This is a genomic window from Pseudomonas sp. 910_21, assembly GCF_052850735.1.
In genome coordinates this window covers 254,800-272,583 of sequence record NZ_VXCY01000007.1, presented here as the reverse complement: position 1 = coordinate 272,583, position 17,784 = coordinate 254,800, and the positions used below count along the sequence as shown (strand labels likewise).

Here is a 17,784-nt window from a genome sequence, read left to right as displayed (position 1 = left end):
GGTGAACAAGAAAAAAGGGGGGGACCTGTTCGCCGGCAAGCCGGCTCCTACAGGCGAAAGCGATCTAACGGTCACTTACAACGATTTGGGGCTCCACAACTGCACGGCCCGGGCATCCACCGGTTTGGGCAACAGCTTTTCCTGGTAGAAGGCATCGGCGATTTTCTGCTGCTCGCCCAAGGCTTCCGGCTTCACCACTTCCACCTGGTAGGTGCGGCGGCTGTTGGCCAGTTCCACGGTCGGCACGTCCAGGTTGCCCCACAGCGGGCCCAGCAGTTTTGCCGCCTCGGCCGGGTGCGCCTTGACCCAGGCGCCGGTCTTCTGCAACTCGGCGAACACTTGCTGCAGCACCTCGGGATGGGCCTTGGCGTAATCGTTGGAAGCCAGGTAGTAACGGCGATAACTGGCCAGCCCCTGGCCGTCATGCAACACCCGCGCGCCCTGCTGGCGTTCGGCGCTGGCAACGAAGGGTTCCCAGGTGACCCAGGCATCGACCTTGGCGGTTTCCAGAGCCGCGCGACCGTCGGCCGGGGTCAGGTACACCGGCTGGATATCGGCAAAGCTCAGCCCGGCTTGGCGCAAGGCGGCGATCAGCAGGTAATGGCTGCCGGCGGCCTTGGTCACGGCAACGCGCTTGCCCTTGAGGTCAGCCAGGGATTTGAGCGGCGAATCCTTGGGGATGACGATGGACTGGGCCGCAGGCGATGGGGTTTCCGTGGCGAAATAGGTCAGCTTGGCCCCGGCCGCCTGGGCGAAGACCGGCACCGTGTCGGCGACATCGGCGCTGATGTCGACGTTGCCCACGTTCAGCGATTCCGCCAGCGGCAGGCCACTGGTGAATTCGTGCCAGGTGATGTTGACGCCCTGCCCCGCCAGTTGTTTTTCCAGGGTGCCCTGAGCCTTGAGCAGCGCCAGCAGGGTCGAGGATTTCTGGTAGCCGATACGCAGGTTCGTGTCGGCCTGGGCATTGAGGGCCATGCCCAGCGCCAGACCGGCCAGGGCGGTGATCGACAAGCTACGACGCAAAGCAAAGGGCAGGCGCATGGGGGCGGACCTTCTCGGAGACAGGAAAGTCGCTAAAAGCTAATCGATCTAACAAATCGAAAATAAATACTTTTTAGGAATTAGCTTAGGTTCGTGCATCTACGCGCTGCTAACGGCCGCAGGGCGCGGAACCGCCGAACTGGGTTTGCCGCAGGCAGAAGTAGCCGTTTTTCTTCAGGGTCAGCGGAGCCACCGTGCAAGGCAGCACAGCCTGATTGACCTCGATTGACACCCGTTCGCCCTGCAACTGGCGAGCGTCAAGCCTTATCTGGCAGGAGCCCACCTGGTTACGGGACAGGTACTCGACATTGTCGATCACCTGGTTATCCAGCTTCAGCACCAGGGGATTCTGAGCAGACGAAGAACACGCCGTCAGGCTTGGGTGGCTGGCCTTGATGTCCAGGTGGTTGTCATCGCCGGTGGCCGCGGGGACCAGAGGAATGAACAGCAGCGACATCAGGTGGTGGGACGGCGCGGAGGTCACCGTTACATAGAGCGGTTCGGGCCCGCAGGCCAGCTTGAACGAGGTGCCCTGGTCATACTGGCCGGTGCTGGCGTCCTGCCAACCGCCGAGGCGGTCAGCCTTCCAATCGTGACCCCATTTGTAATCGATACAGCCACCCAGGCTCAGAGCCAGGGCCAGACAAAGCGCCATCCTGTGCATATTCGGCATCCCGTGCGAAAAGTTCGCCAGTGTACGCCAGCCAAGCGCCTGACGATGCCCCATGCAGGAGCTGGCTTGCCAGCGAAGGCGTCGGCACTGGCGATGCATGTCTTGCGGGCCTCTTCGCCGGCAAGCCGGCTCCTACGGGAATGGCGGTGTGGGCGGATTCGTAAAACACCATAAGCCCCGTGTAGGAGCTGGCTTGCCAGCGAAAGCGTCGGCAGCATCGCTGCAAATCTTACGGGCTCTTTCGCCGGCAAGCCGGCTCCTACGGTTGGCGGTGGGCGATGGATTGGGAGGCGGCGAGCATGGCGCGCAGCAGCACGGCGCAGCCGGCGGCCAGGTCGTCGGGGTCGGCGTTTTCAATTTCGTTGTGGCTGATGCCACCTTCGCAGGGTACGAAGATCATCCCCGCCGGGCCCAGCTCGGCGACGAAGATCGCGTCGTGCCCCGCACCGCTGACGATGTCCATATGGGACAGGCCCAGCCCCTGGGCGGCACCGCGCACGGCGTCGACACAGACGGGGTCGAAATACAGCGGCGGGAAGTCCGCGGTGGGGGTCAGTTCGAAGCTCAGGCCGTGCTCTTGGCAGGTGTTGTCGATCACCTGGCGCACTTCGGCAATCATCGAATCCAGGCGCGCCGGCTCCAGGTGGCGGAAGTCCAGGGTCATGCGCACCTCTCCCGGAATCACGTTGCGCGAACCCGGGTAGGCTTGCAGGCAGCCGACGGTGCCGCAGGCGTGAGGCTGGTGACCGAGTGCGGCGCGGTTGACCGCCGCCACCACGGCCGCAGCGCCCACCAGGGCGTCCTTGCGCAGGTGCATGGGGGTCGGGCCGGCATGGGCTTCGACACCCCGCAGCTTGAGGTCGAACCATTTCTGCCCCAGAGCGCCGAGGACAATGCCGATGGTCTTGCGCTCGTCTTCAAGAATCGGCCCCTGCTCGATATGCGCCTCGAAGTAGGCACCCACGGGATGCCCGCTGACCGGGCGCGTGCCGGCGTAGCCGATGGCGTTCAGGGCCTCGCCGACGCTGATGCCATCGACGTCGGTCTTGGCCAGGGTGTCTTGCAGGGTGAACTTCTCGGCGAACACCCCGGAGCCCATCATGCACGGCGGGAAGCGCGAACCTTCTTCGTTGGTCCACACCACCACTTCCAGGGGCGCTTCGGTTTCCAGCTTGAGGTCGTTGAGGGTGCGCAGCACTTCCACCCCGGCCAGCACGCCAAAGCAGCCGTCGAACTTGCCGCCAGTGGGCTGGGTGTCGATATGGCTGCCGGTCATCACCGGTGGCAACTGCGGATTGCGCCCGGGGCGGCGGGCGAAGATGTTGCCGATGCCGTCCACGGTGACGGTGCAACCGGCCTCCTCGCACCACTTCACGAACAGATCCCGGGCCTGGCGGTCGAGGTCGGTCAGGGCCAGACGGCAGACCCCGCCCTTGACCGTGGCGCCGAGCTTGGCCAGTTCCATGAGCGACTGCCACAGGCGATCGCGGTTGATGTGCTGATGGCTGGATTGCAGAACCTCGACGGCAGCGTTCATGGTGATCTCCTCAGGCGTTTCTTTTGATTTTGTCGGGGGATGCATGACGCAATCTCCCGGGATAACGGCCTGGCAACAATAGGTAGGAGCAGGCCGGATGGTGTTCCGCTTGCCGGCGAAGGGGCCCGCAAGATGTGCGTCGCCCGTGCCGACGCCTTCGCTGGCAAGCCAGCTCCTACAAACAACCGCGCGTATGTGGTGAGCACGTGAGCGCTGGCTGGGTGTTCATGTTGGGGTCTTGGCGGTCGCCACCTGGGGGCTGCGCCAAGTGCACAGGCCGTAGTAGATCAGCCCGCCCAGGGCCGAACCGGTGAACCAGCCGTAGCTGTAGAACCAGTTGAAGGCGCTGCTGCCCAGGGACATCAGGGTCAGCGCCACCGGCACGCCGAAGGCGATGAAGCCGTGCCAGTTCCACGCCGGATAAACGTCGTCGCGGTACAGGCCGGCCAGGTCCAGGCGCTGTTGCCTGATGATGAAGTAGTCCACCACCATGATCCCGGCAATCGGCCCCAGCAGGCTGGAGTAGCCCAGCAGCCAGTTGGAATACACGGTCTCCAGGCTGACGTCGGAAATCAGCAGGCCGAGCTTTTTCAGCAACTCGTGGCCCATCAGCACCAGCCCCACCAGGCCGGTAAGGATCACCGCCGTGGTACGGCCGATCAGCTTAGGCGCCAGGTTCTGGAAGTCGTTGGTGGGCGAGACGATGTTGGCTGCGGTGTTGGTGGACAAGGTGGCGATGATGATCAGCGCCATGGCCAGGGCCACCCAGCCCGGGCTCTGGATATGGCCGATCAGGCTCACCGGGTCGGAGACGGTGACCCCCACCAGTTTCACCGAGGCGGCGGTCATCACCACTCCCAGGGCGGCGAACAGGAACATGGTCAGCGGCAAGCCGAAGATCTGCCCGAGGATCTGGTCCTTCTGGCTTTTCGCGTAGCGGCTGAAGTCGGGAATGTTCAGCGACAAGGTGGCCCAGAAGCCCACCATCGCCGTCAGCCCGGCCATGAAGTAACCGGTGACGCTGGCGCCCTCGGGACGCTTGGGCGGGATCGCCAGCAACTCGCTCAGGGACACGCTGGGCAAGGCCCACACCAGCAGCCCGATGCCCACCGCCACCAGCAGCGGCGCGGACAATGTTTCCAGCCACTTGATCGACTCGGCGCCGCGCAGCACTACCCACAGGTTGAGGGTCCAGAAGATCATGAAGCCGATCACCTCACCGGTGCCGCCCAGGGCCTTCCAGCCCTCGAAGATCGAGCCCAGGAACAGGTGGATCGCCAGCCCGCCGAACATCGTCTGGATGCCGAACCAGCCGCAGGCCACCAGGGCGCGGACCAGGCAGGGCACATTGGAGCCGATGATGCCGAACGACGAGCGCAACAGCACCGGGAACGGAATGCCGTACTTGGTACCGGCAAAGGCGTTGAGGGTCAGGGGAATCAGCACCACGATATTGGCCAGCAGGATCGCCAGCAGCGCCTCGCCGACGCTGAGGCCGAAGTAGGCGGTGAGCACCCCGCCCAGGGTGTAGGTGGGCACACAGATCGACATGCCGATCCACAGTGCGGTGATGTGCCATTTGTTCCAGGTGCGTTCCTGGACCTTGGTCGGTGCAATGTCGTGGTTGTAACGGGGGCTGTCGAGCACGTCGCTGCCGGCGTCCAGCTCGTACAAGCCTTCGCGCTCGGTCACCTGGGATCTGATCTGTTGCATGGCCGCTCCACTGTTGTTCTGATTATTTTGCTCATCAGGCCGGCGCACCCAGGAACAGCGCGCCGGACGATGGCCGGAGAACTTACGACTTCCGCCCTCCTGGCCAGCGATCTGCGGCGGCACTCAATAAAGATGCCAACAACTGCCGAACTCGCTACTGCACAGTGTGCGAAATCCATGTAAACAACTGATGCCACTCAGTTTTATTCAATTAACTTTGAAGTCCTCGGTTAGTTGCCAATTCACTCAGGCCGGGTGTTTGGCAAGTTGTCCATTCGGTCAGGACCCAAAGCAGTGCACGGTTATTTTCCTGGTTATCTATTGGTCTTCGCAGCGCCTCCTCAAGCAGCTGATTTGACATAGGAAATCTCGACTATTTTTCGATCCTGTCAAGTGCGTCAAAATGGTGAGGCGCTGCACCATATTGCGAATTTCTATTTTTAATCGTTATATTTCAATAAGTTATCTTTGGTATAAGCTTATAAAAAATATTCTTGCTGTTTCTTTGAAGTGCGACTAGCTTCTAATCCTGTCACCGCTGACAGGATTGTTTAAGTTGTCAGCGCGTTCAATAAAAAAGTTAGAACCGGCACAAGTCGGTCATGCCTGCGAGGAACTCGGAATGTCTCTGTTGATCCGTGGCGCCACCGTTATTACCCATGATGAAAGTTATAAGGCCGATGTACTCTGCGCAGCGGGTGTGATTCGCGCCATCGGCAACAATCTGGATATTCCCGCGGGCTGCGAAGTGCTCGATGGCAGCGGCCAATACTTGATGCCCGGCGGCATCGACCCCCATACCCACATGCAACTGCCCTTCATGGGCACCGTGGCCAGCGAAGACTTTTTCAGCGGCACGGCGGCGGGTCTGGCGGGGGGTACCACCTCAATCATCGACTTCGTCATTCCCAACCCCCAGCAGTCGTTGCTGGAAGCCTTCCACCAGTGGCGCGGCTGGGCGGAAAAATCCGCCAGCGACTACGGTTTCCACGTCGCCATCACCTGGTGGAGCGAGCAGGTACGCGAGGAAATGGCCGAGCTGGTGCAGCACCACGGCATCAACAGCTTCAAGCACTTCATGGCCTACAAGAACGCCATCATGGCCGCCGACGACACCCTGGTGGCGAGCTTTGAGCGCTGCCTGGAACTGGGGGCGGTGCCCACGGTGCATGCGGAAAACGGCGAGCTGGTGTATCACCTGCAACGCAAGCTGTTGGCCCAGGGCATCACCGGCCCCGAAGCCCACCCGCTGTCGCGGCCTTCGCAAGTGGAAGGCGAAGCCGCCAGCCGGGCGATCCGCATCGCCGAAACCCTGGGCACACCGCTGTACCTGGTGCACGTGTCGACCCAGGAAGCCCTGGACGAAATCAGCTACGCCCGGGGCAAGGGCCAACCGGTGTATGGCGAGGTCCTGGCCGGGCACCTGCTGCTGGACGACAGCGTGTACCGCGACCCGGACTGGCAGACCGCCGCCGGCTACGTGATGAGCCCGCCCTTCCGCCCTCGCGGCCATCAGGAAGCACTGTGGCGTGGCCTGCAATCGGGCAACCTGCACACCACCGCCACCGACCACTGCTGCTTCTGCGCCGAACAGAAAGCCGCCGGCCGCGACGACTTCAGCAAGATCCCCAACGGCACCGCCGGTATCGAAGACCGCATGGCGGTGCTCTGGGATGAAGGGGTCAATAGCGGACGCCTGTCGATGCAGGCGTTCGTCGCCCTGACCTCCACCAACACCGCGAAGATCTTCAACCTCTACCCGCGCAAGGGCGCGATCCGCGTCGGCGCCGATGCCGACCTGGTGCTCTGGGACCCACAAGGCAGCCGCACCATCTCCGCCAAGACCCACCACCAGCAGGTGGACTTCAACATCTTCGAAGGCAAGACCGTGCGCGGCGTGCCCAGCCACACCATCAGCCAGGGCAAGCTGGTATGGGCCGACGGCGACCTGCGGGCCGAACGCGGCGCCGGGCGCTACATCGAACGCCCGGCCTACCCGGCGGTGTTCGACCTCTTGAGCAAGCGCGCCGAGCGGAACAAGCCGAGCGCCGTCAAACGCTGACCCCACTCCTCCCCCATCGCAGGAGCTGGCTTGTGTAGGAGCTGGCTTGCCAGCGAAGGCGTCCTCAAGGGCACCACCAGGCCCAAGGCCCTCTTCGCCGGCAAGCCGGCTCCTACGTGGAGTTGGAAAACATGCCCGTCAGAGGCAGCCGCTAAAAAAACCGTGAGGCCAATACCGTGATCAAGACCTTGAACCACTTGCCCCACCCGACCCTGGACGGCGCCACCCTGGCCGGCCATTTCAGCGATCTGGCGCCACCGCTCAACGCCCGCCAGGCCCATCTTGAAGCTTCGCGCTGCCTGTACTGCTACGACGCGCCCTGCGTCAACGCCTGCCCCAGCGAGATCGACATTCCTTCGTTCATCCGCAATATCCACACCGACAACGTCCAGGGCGCGGCGCAGAAGATTCTCTCGGCCAACATCCTCGGCGGCAGTTGCGCCCGGGTCTGCCCCACCGAGATCCTCTGCCAGCAGGCCTGCGTGCGCAACAACGCCCAGGAGTGCGCGCCAGTGCTGATCGGCCTGCTGCAACGCTATGCCCTGGACAATGCCCATTTCACTGAACACCCGTTCCAGCGTGCCGCACCCACCGGCAAGCGCATTGCCGTGGTCGGCGCCGGCCCGGCCGGTTTGTCCTGCGCCCACCGCAGCGCCCTGCACGGCCATGAGGTGGTGATTTTCGAAGCCCGGGAAAAGGCCGGTGGCCTCAACGAATACGGAATCGCCAAGTACAAGCTGGTGGATGACTTCGCTCAGCGGGAGCTGGAGTTCCTGCTGGCCATTGGTGGCATCGAGATCCGCCACGGGCACAAGCTCGGCGACAACCTGAGCCTGACCCAACTGCATCAGGAGTTCGACGCGCTGTTCCTCGGCCTCGGGCTGGCCGCCAGCAAGCAGCTGGGGCTGGAGCATGAAGAGGCCCCCGGAATGCTGGCCGCCACCGACTACATCCGCGAACTGCGCCAGGCCGACGACCTCAGCCAATTGCCCCTGGCGGACCGCTGCATCGTTCTCGGGGCCGGCAACACCGCCATCGACATGGCGGTGCAAATGGCCCGCCTCGGCGCCCGCGACGTCAATCTGGTGTACCGCCGGGGCGTCGAGGACATGGGTGCCACCGGGCACGAGCAGGACATCGCCAAGGCCAATCAGGTGCGCCTGCTGACCTGGGCCGCACCGCAAGAAGTGCTGCTGGATGACCGGGGCCGGGTACGCGGTATGCGCTTCGCTCGCACCCGAATGCTGGAGGGACGTTTGCAGAACACCGGCGAAACCTTCGAGCTGGCCGCCGATGCCATCTTCAAGGCCATCGGCCAGTCGTTCGACGGCGGCGCCCTGGCCGATCCACTGGCTCGGGAACTGCAGCGCTGCGGGGAACGTATCCAGGTCGACGAACAACTGCGCACCAGCATCCCCGGGGTCTACGCCGGTGGCGACTGCGTCAGCCTCGGCCAGGACCTGACCGTGCAGGCGGTGCAACACGGCAAGCTGGCCGCAGAAGCCATACATGCCCAACTCATGCTCAATGTGGAGGCTGCATAAATGGCCGATCTGTCGATTGTCTTCGCCGGTATCAAAGCCCCCAACCCGTTCTGGCTGGCCTCCGCGCCGCCCACTGACAAGGCCTACAACGTGGTCCGGGCGTTCGAGGCCGGCTGGGGTGGCGTGGTCTGGAAAACCCTCGGCGAGGACCCGGCGGCGGTCAACGTCTCGTCGCGCTACTCGGCGCACTTCGGGCCCAACCGCGAGGTCATGGGCATCAACAACATCGAGCTGATCACCGATCGCTCCCTGGAGATCAACCTCAGGGAAATCACCCAGGTGAAGAAGGACTGGCCGGATCGGGCGCTGATCGTCTCGCTGATGGTGCCCTGCGTCGAGGAATCCTGGAAAGCCATCCTGCCCCTGGTGGAAGCCACCGGCTGCGACGGCATCGAACTGAACTTCGGCTGCCCCCACGGCATGCCGGAACGGGGCATGGGCGCGGCGGTGGGCCAGGTGCCGGAGTACGTGGAGCAGGTGACTCGCTGGTGCAAGACCTATTGCTCGCTGCCGGTGATCGTCAAGCTGACGCCGAACATCACCGACATCCGCATGGCCGCCCGCGCTGCCCATCGTGGCGGGGCGGACGCGGTGTCGCTGATCAACACCATCAACTCCATCACTAGCGTCGACCTGGAGCGCATGGTGGCTCACCCGATGGTGGGCAGCCAGAGCACCCACGGCGGTTACTGCGGCTCGGCGGTCAAGCCGATCGCCCTGAACATGGTGGCCGAGATTGCTCGTGACCCGCAGACCCGCGGCCTGCCGATCTGCGGCATTGGCGGCATCGGCAACTGGCGCGATGCCGCGGAGTTCGTCGCCCTGGGCTGCGGCGCGGTGCAAGTGTGTACGGCGGCGATGCTGCATGGCTTTCGCATCGTCGACGAGATGAAAGACGGCCTGTCGCGGTGGATGGACAGCCAGGGCTACCACAGCCTGCAAGACTTCTCCGGGCGCGCGGTGGGCAACACCACCGACTGGAAGTACCTGGACATCAACTATCAGGTGATCGCCAAGATCGACCAGGAGGCGTGCATCGGTTGTGGCCGCTGCCATATCGCCTGCGAAGACACCTCGCACCAGGCGATTGCCAGCCTCCGGCAAGCCGACGGCACCCATGTATATGAAGTGATCGACGACGAATGCGTGGGCTGCAACCTGTGCCAGATCACCTGCCCGGTGCAGGACTGCATCGAGATGGTGCCCCAGGAAACCGGCAAGCCGTTCCTCGACTGGCTGCACGACCCGCGCAATCCCTACCGCGAAGCTGTTTGAGAGAGGCCTGCTCTTGCCGGCGAAGGTGGTCTTGCGGGCCCCTTCGCTGGCAAGCCAGCTCCTACGGCTGGCAGAGAGATCGCGGGAGGTTCTGTAGGAGCCGGCTTGCCGGCGAAGGCGATCTTGCGGGCCTCTTCGCTGGCAAGCCAGCTCCTACGGGAAGCGGCGATGCAGGTTCAGGGTTCAAGGCCGATGCCCCGCAGGATGACGCGGGTGACGGTCTGGACTGCGCGTTCGAATTGCAAATCCGACAACGGTTGATGGTCGTTGAGGATCATCACCTGATGGTCGAAGTCGGCGTAATGCTGGGTCGAGGCCCAGATCATGTACAGCAGGCTCGACGGTTCCACCGGCAAGATCCGTCCAGCCTCGACCCATTGGCGGATCTTCGCTTCCTTCATCTTCGCCCAGTCGTACAGGCTGGCATCCAGGGTCTCGCCCAGGGTCGGCGCGCCATGGATGATCTCGTTGGCCCAGACCTTGGAGCCATAAGGCCGGCTGCGTGAATGCTGCATCTTGGCGCGGATGTAGCTGCTGAGCACCACGCGCGGGTCGTCGAACATCTCGAAGCACAGGGCGTCCTGTTTCCACACGTCCAGCAGGTCCAGGAGCACGGCGCTGTACAGCTCGTTCTTGGTGCTGAAGTAGTAATGCAGGTTGGAACGCGGCAGTTGCACTTCTTCGGCGATGTCGGCCATGGCGGTCCCGGCATAACCTTTTTCGGCGAAGACTTTCTCGGCAGCCAGGAGGATCTTTTCAACGTTGCTGCGACGAATCTCGATCTTGTGATTGCCCATGAGGGCTCCTACGAAAACAGTCTGCGCCAAGACTAGCATCCGCCCGCGCACCGCGGGGAGCTGTCAGGCCTGCGACATTGCCGGCCGGCATGGGTCTTTCGCCACCCGGCGGTATTGGGTAGGATCGGCCTCCCGCTCATTTGCAGCAGTCACTGCGGTGCTCCGTCCAGGCGTTAATTCGCGAAACGGGCATACAGGTCTCTGCCCGAATGCCGGCCCTGCCCCATCGCCGGCCATCTGTCCTGATACTGATGGAATACCCCCATGAAGATTCGCCCTCGCGTCGCTGCGGACGACGCCCTGCTGACCGCGCTCTGGGAGCGTTCGGTCCGCGCCACCCATGACTTTATCGCTGAAGACGATATCCAGCGCCTGTACCCGCTGGTACGCGACAGCTACCTGCCGGCCCTTGAGGCCTGGGTCTGGGAGAACCCCGACGCCAGCCCCGGCGGTTTTATCGCCACCAGCGACAACACGGTACAAATGCTGTTCATCGAACCGGCCCAACGGGGCCAGGGCATCGGTCGAAAGCTTCTGGATCACGTACGCCGTCCCGGCCTCAAGGTCGACGTCAACGAACAGAACCCTCAGGCCCACGGCTTCTATCGTCACTACGGCTTCGTCGACTGCGGTCGCTCGGAAACCGACGGCGAAGGACGACCGTTTCCGATCATCCACATGCAGCTGAAAAACACCTGACCGACCCTTGCCGGGGGAGTAGCCCTCCCCCGGCAACCGCACAAATAAGCCCCAGCATTCGCACAAATAACGACAAGTGTCCGGCGAGCGGAATTCTTAGAATCACGACTCCTCTTGTCGCGGATAACAACAATGAATACGCCAACCGCCAGGATCTGTGCGAGCTACGTGGTCCTGGGTGCCAAGGAGAAGATCGGCTACGGGCTGGGCGATCTGGCCAGCAACCTGTCCTTCGGTTTCGTCTCGCTGTTCCTGCTGTATTTCTATACCGATATCTATGGCTTGTCCGCCGCCGAGGCGAGCCTGGTGTTCGTCATCGCCCGAGTGATCGACGCGCTGTTCAACCTCCTCATCGGCTACGGGGTGGACCGCACCCGCAGCCGCCACGGCAAGCTGCGTCCCTACTTGCTGTACGGCGCCCTGCCCCTGGCAGGCCTGAGCATCCTGTGTTTCAGCGCTTGGGACATCGAGCTTAAATTCACCTACGCGCTGGTCAGCTACACCCTCTATTGCCTGGCCTATACCACGGTCAACACGCCCTACTCGGCGCTGACCAACCGCATGACCCAGCACGAAGGCTCGCGGGCCTCGCTGTCGGTGTATCGCTTTGTCCTGGCGGTGATCGGCTACCTGATCGTGGCCACCAGTGCCGAGCGTCTGGTGGCGCTGTTCACCGATCCCAGGGACGGCTACGTCTTCGCGGTGAGCCTGTTCGCCCTGCTGGCCACCTTCTGCTTCATCGCCTGCTTCGGCATGACCCGCGAACGCGTCGACCCGCGCCAGGACAGCCCGACGCCGTCGATCCGCGAGATGCTGCGGGCGGTATTCGACAACCCACCGCTGTTTCACTTGTCACTGTTCACCCTGTTTTTCTACATCGCCAACACCCTGTGGATGGCCATTGCCGTGTACTTCATCAAGTACGTGATCGGCGATGAGGGGTTCAGCCCGATGTTCTTCGCCCTGCAGACCGCCGCCTACATCCTCGGCACCGTGCTTTCGGAAAAACTCATCGCCGTGCTGGGGAAGAAGAAAATGACCCTCGGGGTATTGCTGCTGGGGATCGGCGGGCTGCTGACGCAATACGGCTTCGCCGCCGGCAATCTGCCGCTGACCCTGTTCTGCATCGCTCTGTACAGCATCACCCTGGGCGCCGGGTTCGTCGCCATGTGGTCAATGATCGCCGACACCGTGGAGTACGCCGAGTGGAAGAACGGCCGCCGGGCCGAGGGCGCCATTTATGGCTTCTTCAACTTCGTGACCAAGATCGCCATGGCCCTGGGCGGCGGCCTGGCCGGCCTGCTGCTGCAGCTTTCGGGCTACTCGGCGGCCCAGGTGGATGCCCAGGCGATCAACGCCATTACCCTGATGATGACCCTGGTGCCGGCACTGATGTTCGCCCTGGGTTTGGTCTTCGTGCTGTTCTACCCCCTGGACGAACAGACCTACCGCAACCTGCTGCAGCGTATTGAACAACGCAAGCAAACAGCCCTAGCCCGCTGACCTCAAGGAGCCTGTCCCATGCCCGATTCTCACTCCCAGTTGCTGGCCCGGATGAGCGCCGCCGACAAGGTCAGGCTGCTCAGCGGCCAGGGCCTGTGGCGTAGCGCGCGCCTGGAACACCTGGGCATCGATGACTTCATCATGACCGACGGTACCTACGGCGTGCGCTACAGCACCCGGCAGATCGAGGACGGCGCCAGCTGGAGTTTCGAGGACTTTATCCAGGTGGTGAACCAGAACTGCGGCGAAATGCCCGCGCAGCCGTCACCGGCCAGCGGTTCCGAAGCGCTGTTCAGCCCGTCGAAACCCGCCACCTGCTTTCCCAACGGCTCCAGCCTGGCCTGCTCCTGGGACCTGCACCTGCTGTATCGCATGGGCCAGGCCCTCGGGGTGGAGTGCCAGCACTTCGGCGTCGGCCTGCTGCTGGGGCCGGGAATCAATATCCGCCGCACGCCCCTGGCCGGGCGCGGCTATGAATACTATTCCGAGGACCCGATCCTCAGCGGCGAACTGGCCGGGGCCCTGATCAACGGCCTGCAGGATCAGGGCGTGGGCGCCAGCCTCAAGCATTTCGCCTGCAACAACTCGGAGTACCGGCGCACGGAAATGGACTCGGTGGTGGACGAACGCGCGCTGCGGGAGATCTACCTGGCCGGCTACAAGCGTGCCATCGACCGGGCCCAGCCCTGGACCCTGATGTCGTCCTATAACCGCCTCAACGGTGTGCAGACTTCTCAGCATCAATGGCTGCTGACCCAGGTGCTGCGCCATGAGTGGCAGTACCCGGGGCTGGTGATGTCCGACTGGTACGGCATCAAGGACCGTCCGGCAGCGCTGCTGGCCGGTAACGACCTGGCCATGCCCGAGAGCCGCCGCGACCAGCGCGAGCTGCTGCACGCCATCGAACAGGGGCAGATCCCCAGCGATGTCCTCGACCGTTCCTGTCGGCGCATGCTGGACCTGATCGACAAGGTTCACCGCGGCCGCAAGCCCGAGACCCGGGCCGACTTCAACGCCCATCACCAACTGGCCCAGACCCTGGCGGCCGAATCCCTGGTGCTGCTGAAGAACCAGGACCGGTTGCTGCCCCTGTGCCCGCGGAAAACCCCGCGTATCGCGGTGCTGGGCAAGCCGGCCCAGGAGCCGGTGATCCAGGGCTCGGGGTGTGCCACCACTCGCCCCTACCTGCTGGACCGGCCCCTGGACGAAATCTTCGAGCTGGGGGCCGAGGCCTTCGAGATCCGCTACGCGGTGGGTGCGGCGCACGACCAGCAACTGGACCCCGCCGCCCTGGCCCAGGCCCTGGATACCGCCCGCGCCGCCGATGTGGCGATCCTGTTCGTCAGTACCGCGGTGGGCGAAGACGGAGAAAACGGCGACCGCCAGCACCTGGGCATTCTCCCCAGTCACGAGCGGCTGATCGGCGAAGTGGCCAAGGTCCAGGCCAACATTGTCGTGGTCCTGGCCAACAGCGACGCCGTGGTCATGCCCTGGCTGGGTCAGGCCAAGGCCGTACTGGAAACCTTTTTTGCCGGCCAGGGCATGGGGCGCGCCGTGGCCCAGGCACTGTTCGGGGTGATCAACCCCAGCGGCAAGCTCACCGTCAGCGTGCCCAATAGCCTGGAAGAAACCCCGGCGTTTCTCACCTACCCTGGCGAGAACCTAAAGCAGCGCTACAGCGAAGGCCTGTTCGTCGGTTACCGCTACTACGACAAGCGCCGCCTGGAGCCGCTGTTCCCGTTCGGCTTCGGCCTCAGCTACACCTGTTTCGAGTACCGGGCAATCCGCCTTTCCAGCAGCAGCCTGACACCCGGGCAGCAGCTGACGGTCAGCGTGGAGATCGCCAACCAGGGCGAGCGCTTCGGCAAGGAAGTGGTGCAGCTGTACCTGGCCCCGCCGACCTGTCGCCTGCCCCGGGAAGTCCAGGCCCTCAAGGCATTTGCCAAGGTGGCCCTGGAGCCGGGTCAGAGCGCCTGGGTCGAACTGCATCTGGACTGGGACGATTTCGCCTACTACGACCCGGCCCTGGCCCGCTGGGTGGTGGACAGCGGCGAATACCAGCTGCGGGTTGGCGGGTCCTCGCGGCACATCGAGCTGTTGGCCGAGGTCCAGGTGCAGGCGCCAACCCTGTATCCGCCGCTCAACATTCACAGCTCCCTGGTGCAACTGCTGGACAACCCGGTGCTGTTCCAGCAGGTGGCGCGGCTGGTGGCGCACAAGAGCGGACTGGCGGAGCAACAGGTACAGGAAAAGCTGCGCAAGATCGCCCCGGAGCTGTTCTGCGGCTTGCTGATCACCCTGACGGAAATGCTCGAACTGGACATCTCCCGTGAAGAACTGGCGGCGGCCCTGGAAGTGCACGCCCCGGCATGACCCGGCGCCGGTTCGGATACAGTCCGCAAACCGACGCTGCTGATTCGAGGATGCCCGATGCTGCCATTTTCCATGACCCGTCCTGCCCCGAGTGCCGGCCCCGGGCATGAGCTGGTGGAGTTCGACCGGCAGCAGATCAACCTGTTTGCCGCCCAGGTGCAACGCTGCGAGGCCCACTGGCATGCCGCCGCCGAACTGATCTGCGTGCTCAAGGGCCGCTTTCTGATCAGCGTCGACCCGCACAGCCAGCACCTGGGCCCCGGCGGCATGCTCTACATCAACCCCGAACGCAGCCATGAACTGCAGGCCCTGGAAGCCGACAGCCAGTTGCTCACGGTGCAATTCTCACCGCACCTGTTCGAGCAACTGCAGCCCGGCCTGCACATCGACTATCAAGTGCCGGATGCCAGCCAGTACCGCCCGCGCGACCGCCAGATCAAGGCGGCCCTCAGGCAACTGGTGGCGCATGACCTGGACGGCGCCGAGGGTGATGCCTTGCGCCGTACCGCGTTGATCTACCTGCTGCTGTCCAGCCTGCACCAGGCCAATGCCGCGCCCCGGCAACCGGCACAGCTGAACCTGCGCAGCAAGGACCAGCAGTTGATCAGGCACTGCATCGACTACATCAACCGCCATTACCAACGGGAACTACCCCTGGCGGAAGTCGCCGCCCAGGCCAACCTCAGCTACCACCACTTCTCCAAGCTGTTCAAGAAGGTCAACGGCTGCAACTTCAAGGACTACCTGGCGCAGGTGCGGGTCAACCGCGCGCGCTTCCTGCTGAAAAACACCCAGTTGCCGATCACCGAAATCTGCTACAGCTGCGGCTTCAGCGAGCACAAGCAGTTGATCGCGGCATTTCGCAACCACTGCGCCCTGACGCCCAGCGAGTACCGCAAGCAGTACCTGTCGCAATTGCAACGGGATTACCGGGATGCCGGCCGGGACTTTCGCTGCCTGGAGTGGGACAGCCAGATCCTCGGCTTGCTCGACGCCGATCCGCCACGAGCTTCCTGATCCGCGGCGGCTTCGATGTACACTGGCGCCGCCCAAGGATTGGGCCGGGGCCGAAAGTCCGCCCCGGGCCTTTTTAGTCGCCGCCAGTCGTGGCTTATCGCCCTCCAATGTTCATCAGGTACCTGACCATGTCACTGAAAAATCTGCTCAATGCCACCGCCCTGCTCGCCTCGATGCTCGCCGCCTCCTCGGTATGGGCCCACGCCCACCTGAAAGGCTCGACCCCGGCGGCCGACAGCAGCGTGGTTGCGCCCAACGAACTGCGCCTGGTGTTCACCGAAGGCGTGGAAGCGGCCTTCACCCAAGTGAAGATCAGCAAGGACGGCGCCCCTCTCGAGGTGAAAGGCCTGGCCACCGAAGGTGCGGACAAGAAGACCCTGATCGTCACCCCGGCCGCCACGCCACTGCGCGCCGGCGAATACAAGGTGGAATGGCACGCGGTGTCGGTGGACACCCACAAGAGCGAAGGCAGCTACAGCTTCAAGGTGAGCCCGTAATCCATGGCGTCATGGCTGGTGCTGTGCCGCTTCGTGCACTTTGCGGTGGTGCTGATCCTGGTCGGGGCCTGGGTATTTCGCCCGCTGTTGCTGGGCCGTGATTCAGCACAGAACGGCCAGGGCGCCGTGCATCGACAGCTCGATCGGCTCAGCCGCTGGTTGACGCTGATCGGCCTGGGCAGCGGCCTGTGCTGGCTACTGCTGATCACCGCCAGCATGGCCGGCTCCTGGTCGGCGGCGCTGGACCCGGCGACCGTGCAATTGGTGCTGGGCAAGACCTTCTTCGGCCAGGTCTGGACCTGGCACCTGCTGCTCAATCTGCTGTTGCTGGGGCTGCTGACCCCGCTGGGCCGGCGCCTGCCGCTGCAACTGGGGTTGGGCGCCCTGCTCCTGGCAACCCTGGCTCCGGTGGGTCACGGCGCCATGCTCGATGGGGTGCAGGGGCAGATGCTGATCCTCAATCAGATCGTGCATTTAAGCTGTGTCGCCATCTGGTTGGGGGGCTTGCTGGTGTTGTTGCTGGTGTTGCGCCAACCCACGGGGCTGTCTGTCGAGCCCTTGTTAAAGCGCTTCAGCGGCGTGGGTTATGGCCTGGTAACCGGCTTGCTGCTAACCGGCCTGATCAACGTGCGGGTGCTCACCGGGCAATGGTGGCCGACTCCATTGTTCAGTGGTTTTGCCCTGATCCTGCTGATCAAGGTGCTGCTGGTGGCCGGCATGCTCGGGCTGGCGCTGTTCAACCGCCTGCGAATCCGCGGCTGCGACCAGCGCCTGTCGAGCCTGCGCAACAGCGTGCAAATGGAGTGGCTGCTGGGGGTGGCCGCAGTGGCTGCGGTCTCGCTGCTGGGCACCTTGCCACCGATGCAGGCGGCGTAAACCTCAGCCTGTAGGAGCTGGCTTGCCAGCGAAAGCGTCGGCAGCATCGCTGCAAATCTTACGGGCCTCTTCGCCGGCAAGCCGGCTCCTACGAAAAGCATCGGACGCGGGTAAAACACAGACCCGTTGTAGGAGCTGACTTGCCAGCGAAGGCGTTGCAGCATCGGTGCAAAT

14 protein-coding genes are annotated in these 17,784 nt (G+C 63.6%); 9 read left to right on the top strand and 5 right to left on the bottom strand.

The genetic code is table 11. The annotated features are described in order from the left end of the window. Positions 1-75: 75 nt before the first annotated feature. The 4 genes from FW796_RS22725 to FW796_RS22710 form a co-directional block, all read right to left on the bottom strand. Positions 76-1,044 carry an aliphatic sulfonate ABC transporter substrate-binding protein gene (locus tag FW796_RS22725; RefSeq protein WP_446440083.1) on the bottom strand — a complete coding sequence of 323 codons (969 nt, stop codon included), beginning with the start codon at positions 1,042-1,044 and terminating at the stop codon, positions 76-78. 109 nt (positions 1,045-1,153) lie between these two features. Further along, on the bottom strand, positions 1,154-1,708 hold the full coding sequence (locus FW796_RS22720; RefSeq protein WP_377707678.1) for a hypothetical protein: 555 nt from the start codon (positions 1,706-1,708) through the stop codon (positions 1,154-1,156). A gap of 268 nt (positions 1,709-1,976) precedes the next feature. After that, positions 1,977-3,254: a Zn-dependent hydrolase gene (locus tag FW796_RS22715; RefSeq protein WP_346632596.1), complete on the bottom strand. Its 1,278-nt coding sequence runs from the start codon at positions 3,252-3,254 to the stop codon at positions 1,977-1,979. Between the two features lie 225 nt (positions 3,255-3,479). Continuing rightward, entirely contained in the window at positions 3,480-4,967 is a 1,488-nt protein-coding gene (locus FW796_RS22710) for an NCS1 family nucleobase:cation symporter-1 (protein ID WP_346632595.1), read from the bottom strand. A 622-nt stretch (positions 4,968-5,589) separates the two neighbouring features. Here FW796_RS22710 and hydA point away from each other — a divergent pair. The 3 genes from hydA (at position 5,590) to preA (ending at position 9,848) form a co-directional block, all read left to right on the top strand. Next, on the top strand, positions 5,590-7,029 hold the full coding sequence (hydA, locus tag FW796_RS22705; RefSeq protein WP_404939519.1) for a dihydropyrimidinase: 1,440 nt from the start codon (positions 5,590-5,592) through the stop codon (positions 7,027-7,029). A gap of 176 nt (positions 7,030-7,205) precedes the next feature. Continuing rightward, the gene (locus FW796_RS22700; RefSeq protein WP_446440082.1) at positions 7,206-8,573 is read left to right on the top strand and encodes an NAD(P)-dependent oxidoreductase; all 1,368 of its coding nucleotides are present in this window, start codon (positions 7,206-7,208) and stop codon (positions 8,571-8,573) included. Further along, complete coding sequence (preA, locus tag FW796_RS22695) at positions 8,574-9,848, top strand: NAD-dependent dihydropyrimidine dehydrogenase subunit PreA (RefSeq protein WP_404939515.1); 1,275 nt, start codon at positions 8,574-8,576, stop codon at positions 9,846-9,848. 176 nt (positions 9,849-10,024) lie between these two features. Here preA and FW796_RS22690 read toward each other — a convergent pair whose 3' ends face one another. Continuing rightward, a complete protein-coding gene (locus FW796_RS22690; RefSeq protein WP_346632591.1) occupies positions 10,025-10,645 on the bottom strand; it encodes a TetR/AcrR family transcriptional regulator in 621 nt (206 codons plus the stop codon). A gap of 264 nt (positions 10,646-10,909) precedes the next feature. On the opposite strand from FW796_RS22690, the gene FW796_RS22685 reads away from it, so the two are divergent. The 6 genes from FW796_RS22685 to copD all read left to right on the top strand — a co-directional run bounded on the left by FW796_RS22685 (position 10,910) and on the right by copD (position 17,610). Further along, positions 10,910-11,344 carry a GNAT family N-acetyltransferase gene (locus FW796_RS22685; RefSeq protein WP_446440081.1) on the top strand — a complete coding sequence of 145 codons (435 nt, stop codon included), beginning with the start codon at positions 10,910-10,912 and terminating at the stop codon, positions 11,342-11,344. Between the two features lie 132 nt (positions 11,345-11,476). Beyond that, positions 11,477-12,847 carry an MFS transporter gene (locus FW796_RS22680; RefSeq protein ID WP_446440080.1) on the top strand — a complete coding sequence of 457 codons (1,371 nt, stop codon included), beginning with the start codon at positions 11,477-11,479 and terminating at the stop codon, positions 12,845-12,847. A gap of 18 nt (positions 12,848-12,865) precedes the next feature. Then, the gene (locus FW796_RS22675; protein WP_446440079.1) at positions 12,866-15,220 is read left to right on the top strand and encodes a glycoside hydrolase family 3 C-terminal domain-containing protein; all 2,355 of its coding nucleotides are present in this window, start codon (positions 12,866-12,868) and stop codon (positions 15,218-15,220) included. 57 nt (positions 15,221-15,277) lie between these two features. Beyond that, positions 15,278-16,237 carry an AraC family transcriptional regulator gene (locus FW796_RS22670; RefSeq protein ID WP_446440078.1) on the top strand — a complete coding sequence of 320 codons (960 nt, stop codon included), beginning with the start codon at positions 15,278-15,280 and terminating at the stop codon, positions 16,235-16,237. Positions 16,238-16,365: 128 nt separating this feature from the next. Continuing rightward, complete coding sequence (copC, locus tag FW796_RS22665) at positions 16,366-16,734, top strand: copper homeostasis periplasmic binding protein CopC (protein ID WP_346632587.1); 369 nt, start codon at positions 16,366-16,368, stop codon at positions 16,732-16,734. Positions 16,735-16,737: 3 nt separating this feature from the next. Continuing rightward, complete coding sequence (gene copD / locus FW796_RS22660) at positions 16,738-17,610, top strand: copper homeostasis membrane protein CopD (protein WP_446440077.1); 873 nt, start codon at positions 16,738-16,740, stop codon at positions 17,608-17,610. The last annotated feature ends 174 nt before the right edge of the window (positions 17,611-17,784 follow it).

What these genes read in the sequence shown, in the direction of transcription:
- FW796_RS22725 (WP_446440083.1), bottom strand. Translation starts at nt 1,044, where the DNA reads ATGCGCCTGCCCTTTGCTTTGCGTCGTAGCTTGTCGATCACCGCCCTG.
- FW796_RS22720 (WP_377707678.1), bottom strand. Translation starts at nt 1,708, where the DNA reads ATGCACAGGATGGCGCTTTGTCTGGCCCTGGCTCTGAGCCTGGGTGGC.
- FW796_RS22715 (WP_346632596.1), bottom strand. Translation starts at nt 3,254, where the DNA reads ATGAACGCTGCCGTCGAGGTTCTGCAATCCAGCCATCAGCACATCAAC.
- FW796_RS22710 (WP_346632595.1), bottom strand. Translation starts at nt 4,967, where the DNA reads ATGCAACAGATCAGATCCCAGGTGACCGAGCGCGAAGGCTTGTACGAG.
- hydA (WP_404939519.1), top strand. Translation starts at nt 5,590, where the DNA reads ATGTCTCTGTTGATCCGTGGCGCCACCGTTATTACCCATGATGAAAGT.
- preA (WP_404939515.1), top strand. Translation starts at nt 8,574, where the DNA reads ATGGCCGATCTGTCGATTGTCTTCGCCGGTATCAAAGCCCCCAACCCG.
- FW796_RS22690 (WP_346632591.1), bottom strand. Translation starts at nt 10,645, where the DNA reads ATGGGCAATCACAAGATCGAGATTCGTCGCAGCAACGTTGAAAAGATC.
- FW796_RS22685 (WP_446440081.1), top strand. Translation starts at nt 10,910, where the DNA reads ATGAAGATTCGCCCTCGCGTCGCTGCGGACGACGCCCTGCTGACCGCG.
- FW796_RS22680 (WP_446440080.1), top strand. Translation starts at nt 11,477, where the DNA reads ATGAATACGCCAACCGCCAGGATCTGTGCGAGCTACGTGGTCCTGGGT.
- FW796_RS22675 (WP_446440079.1), top strand. Translation starts at nt 12,866, where the DNA reads ATGCCCGATTCTCACTCCCAGTTGCTGGCCCGGATGAGCGCCGCCGAC.
- FW796_RS22670 (WP_446440078.1), top strand. Translation starts at nt 15,278, where the DNA reads ATGCTGCCATTTTCCATGACCCGTCCTGCCCCGAGTGCCGGCCCCGGG.
- copC (WP_346632587.1), top strand. Translation starts at nt 16,366, where the DNA reads ATGTCACTGAAAAATCTGCTCAATGCCACCGCCCTGCTCGCCTCGATG.
- copD (WP_446440077.1), top strand. Translation starts at nt 16,738, where the DNA reads ATGGCGTCATGGCTGGTGCTGTGCCGCTTCGTGCACTTTGCGGTGGTG.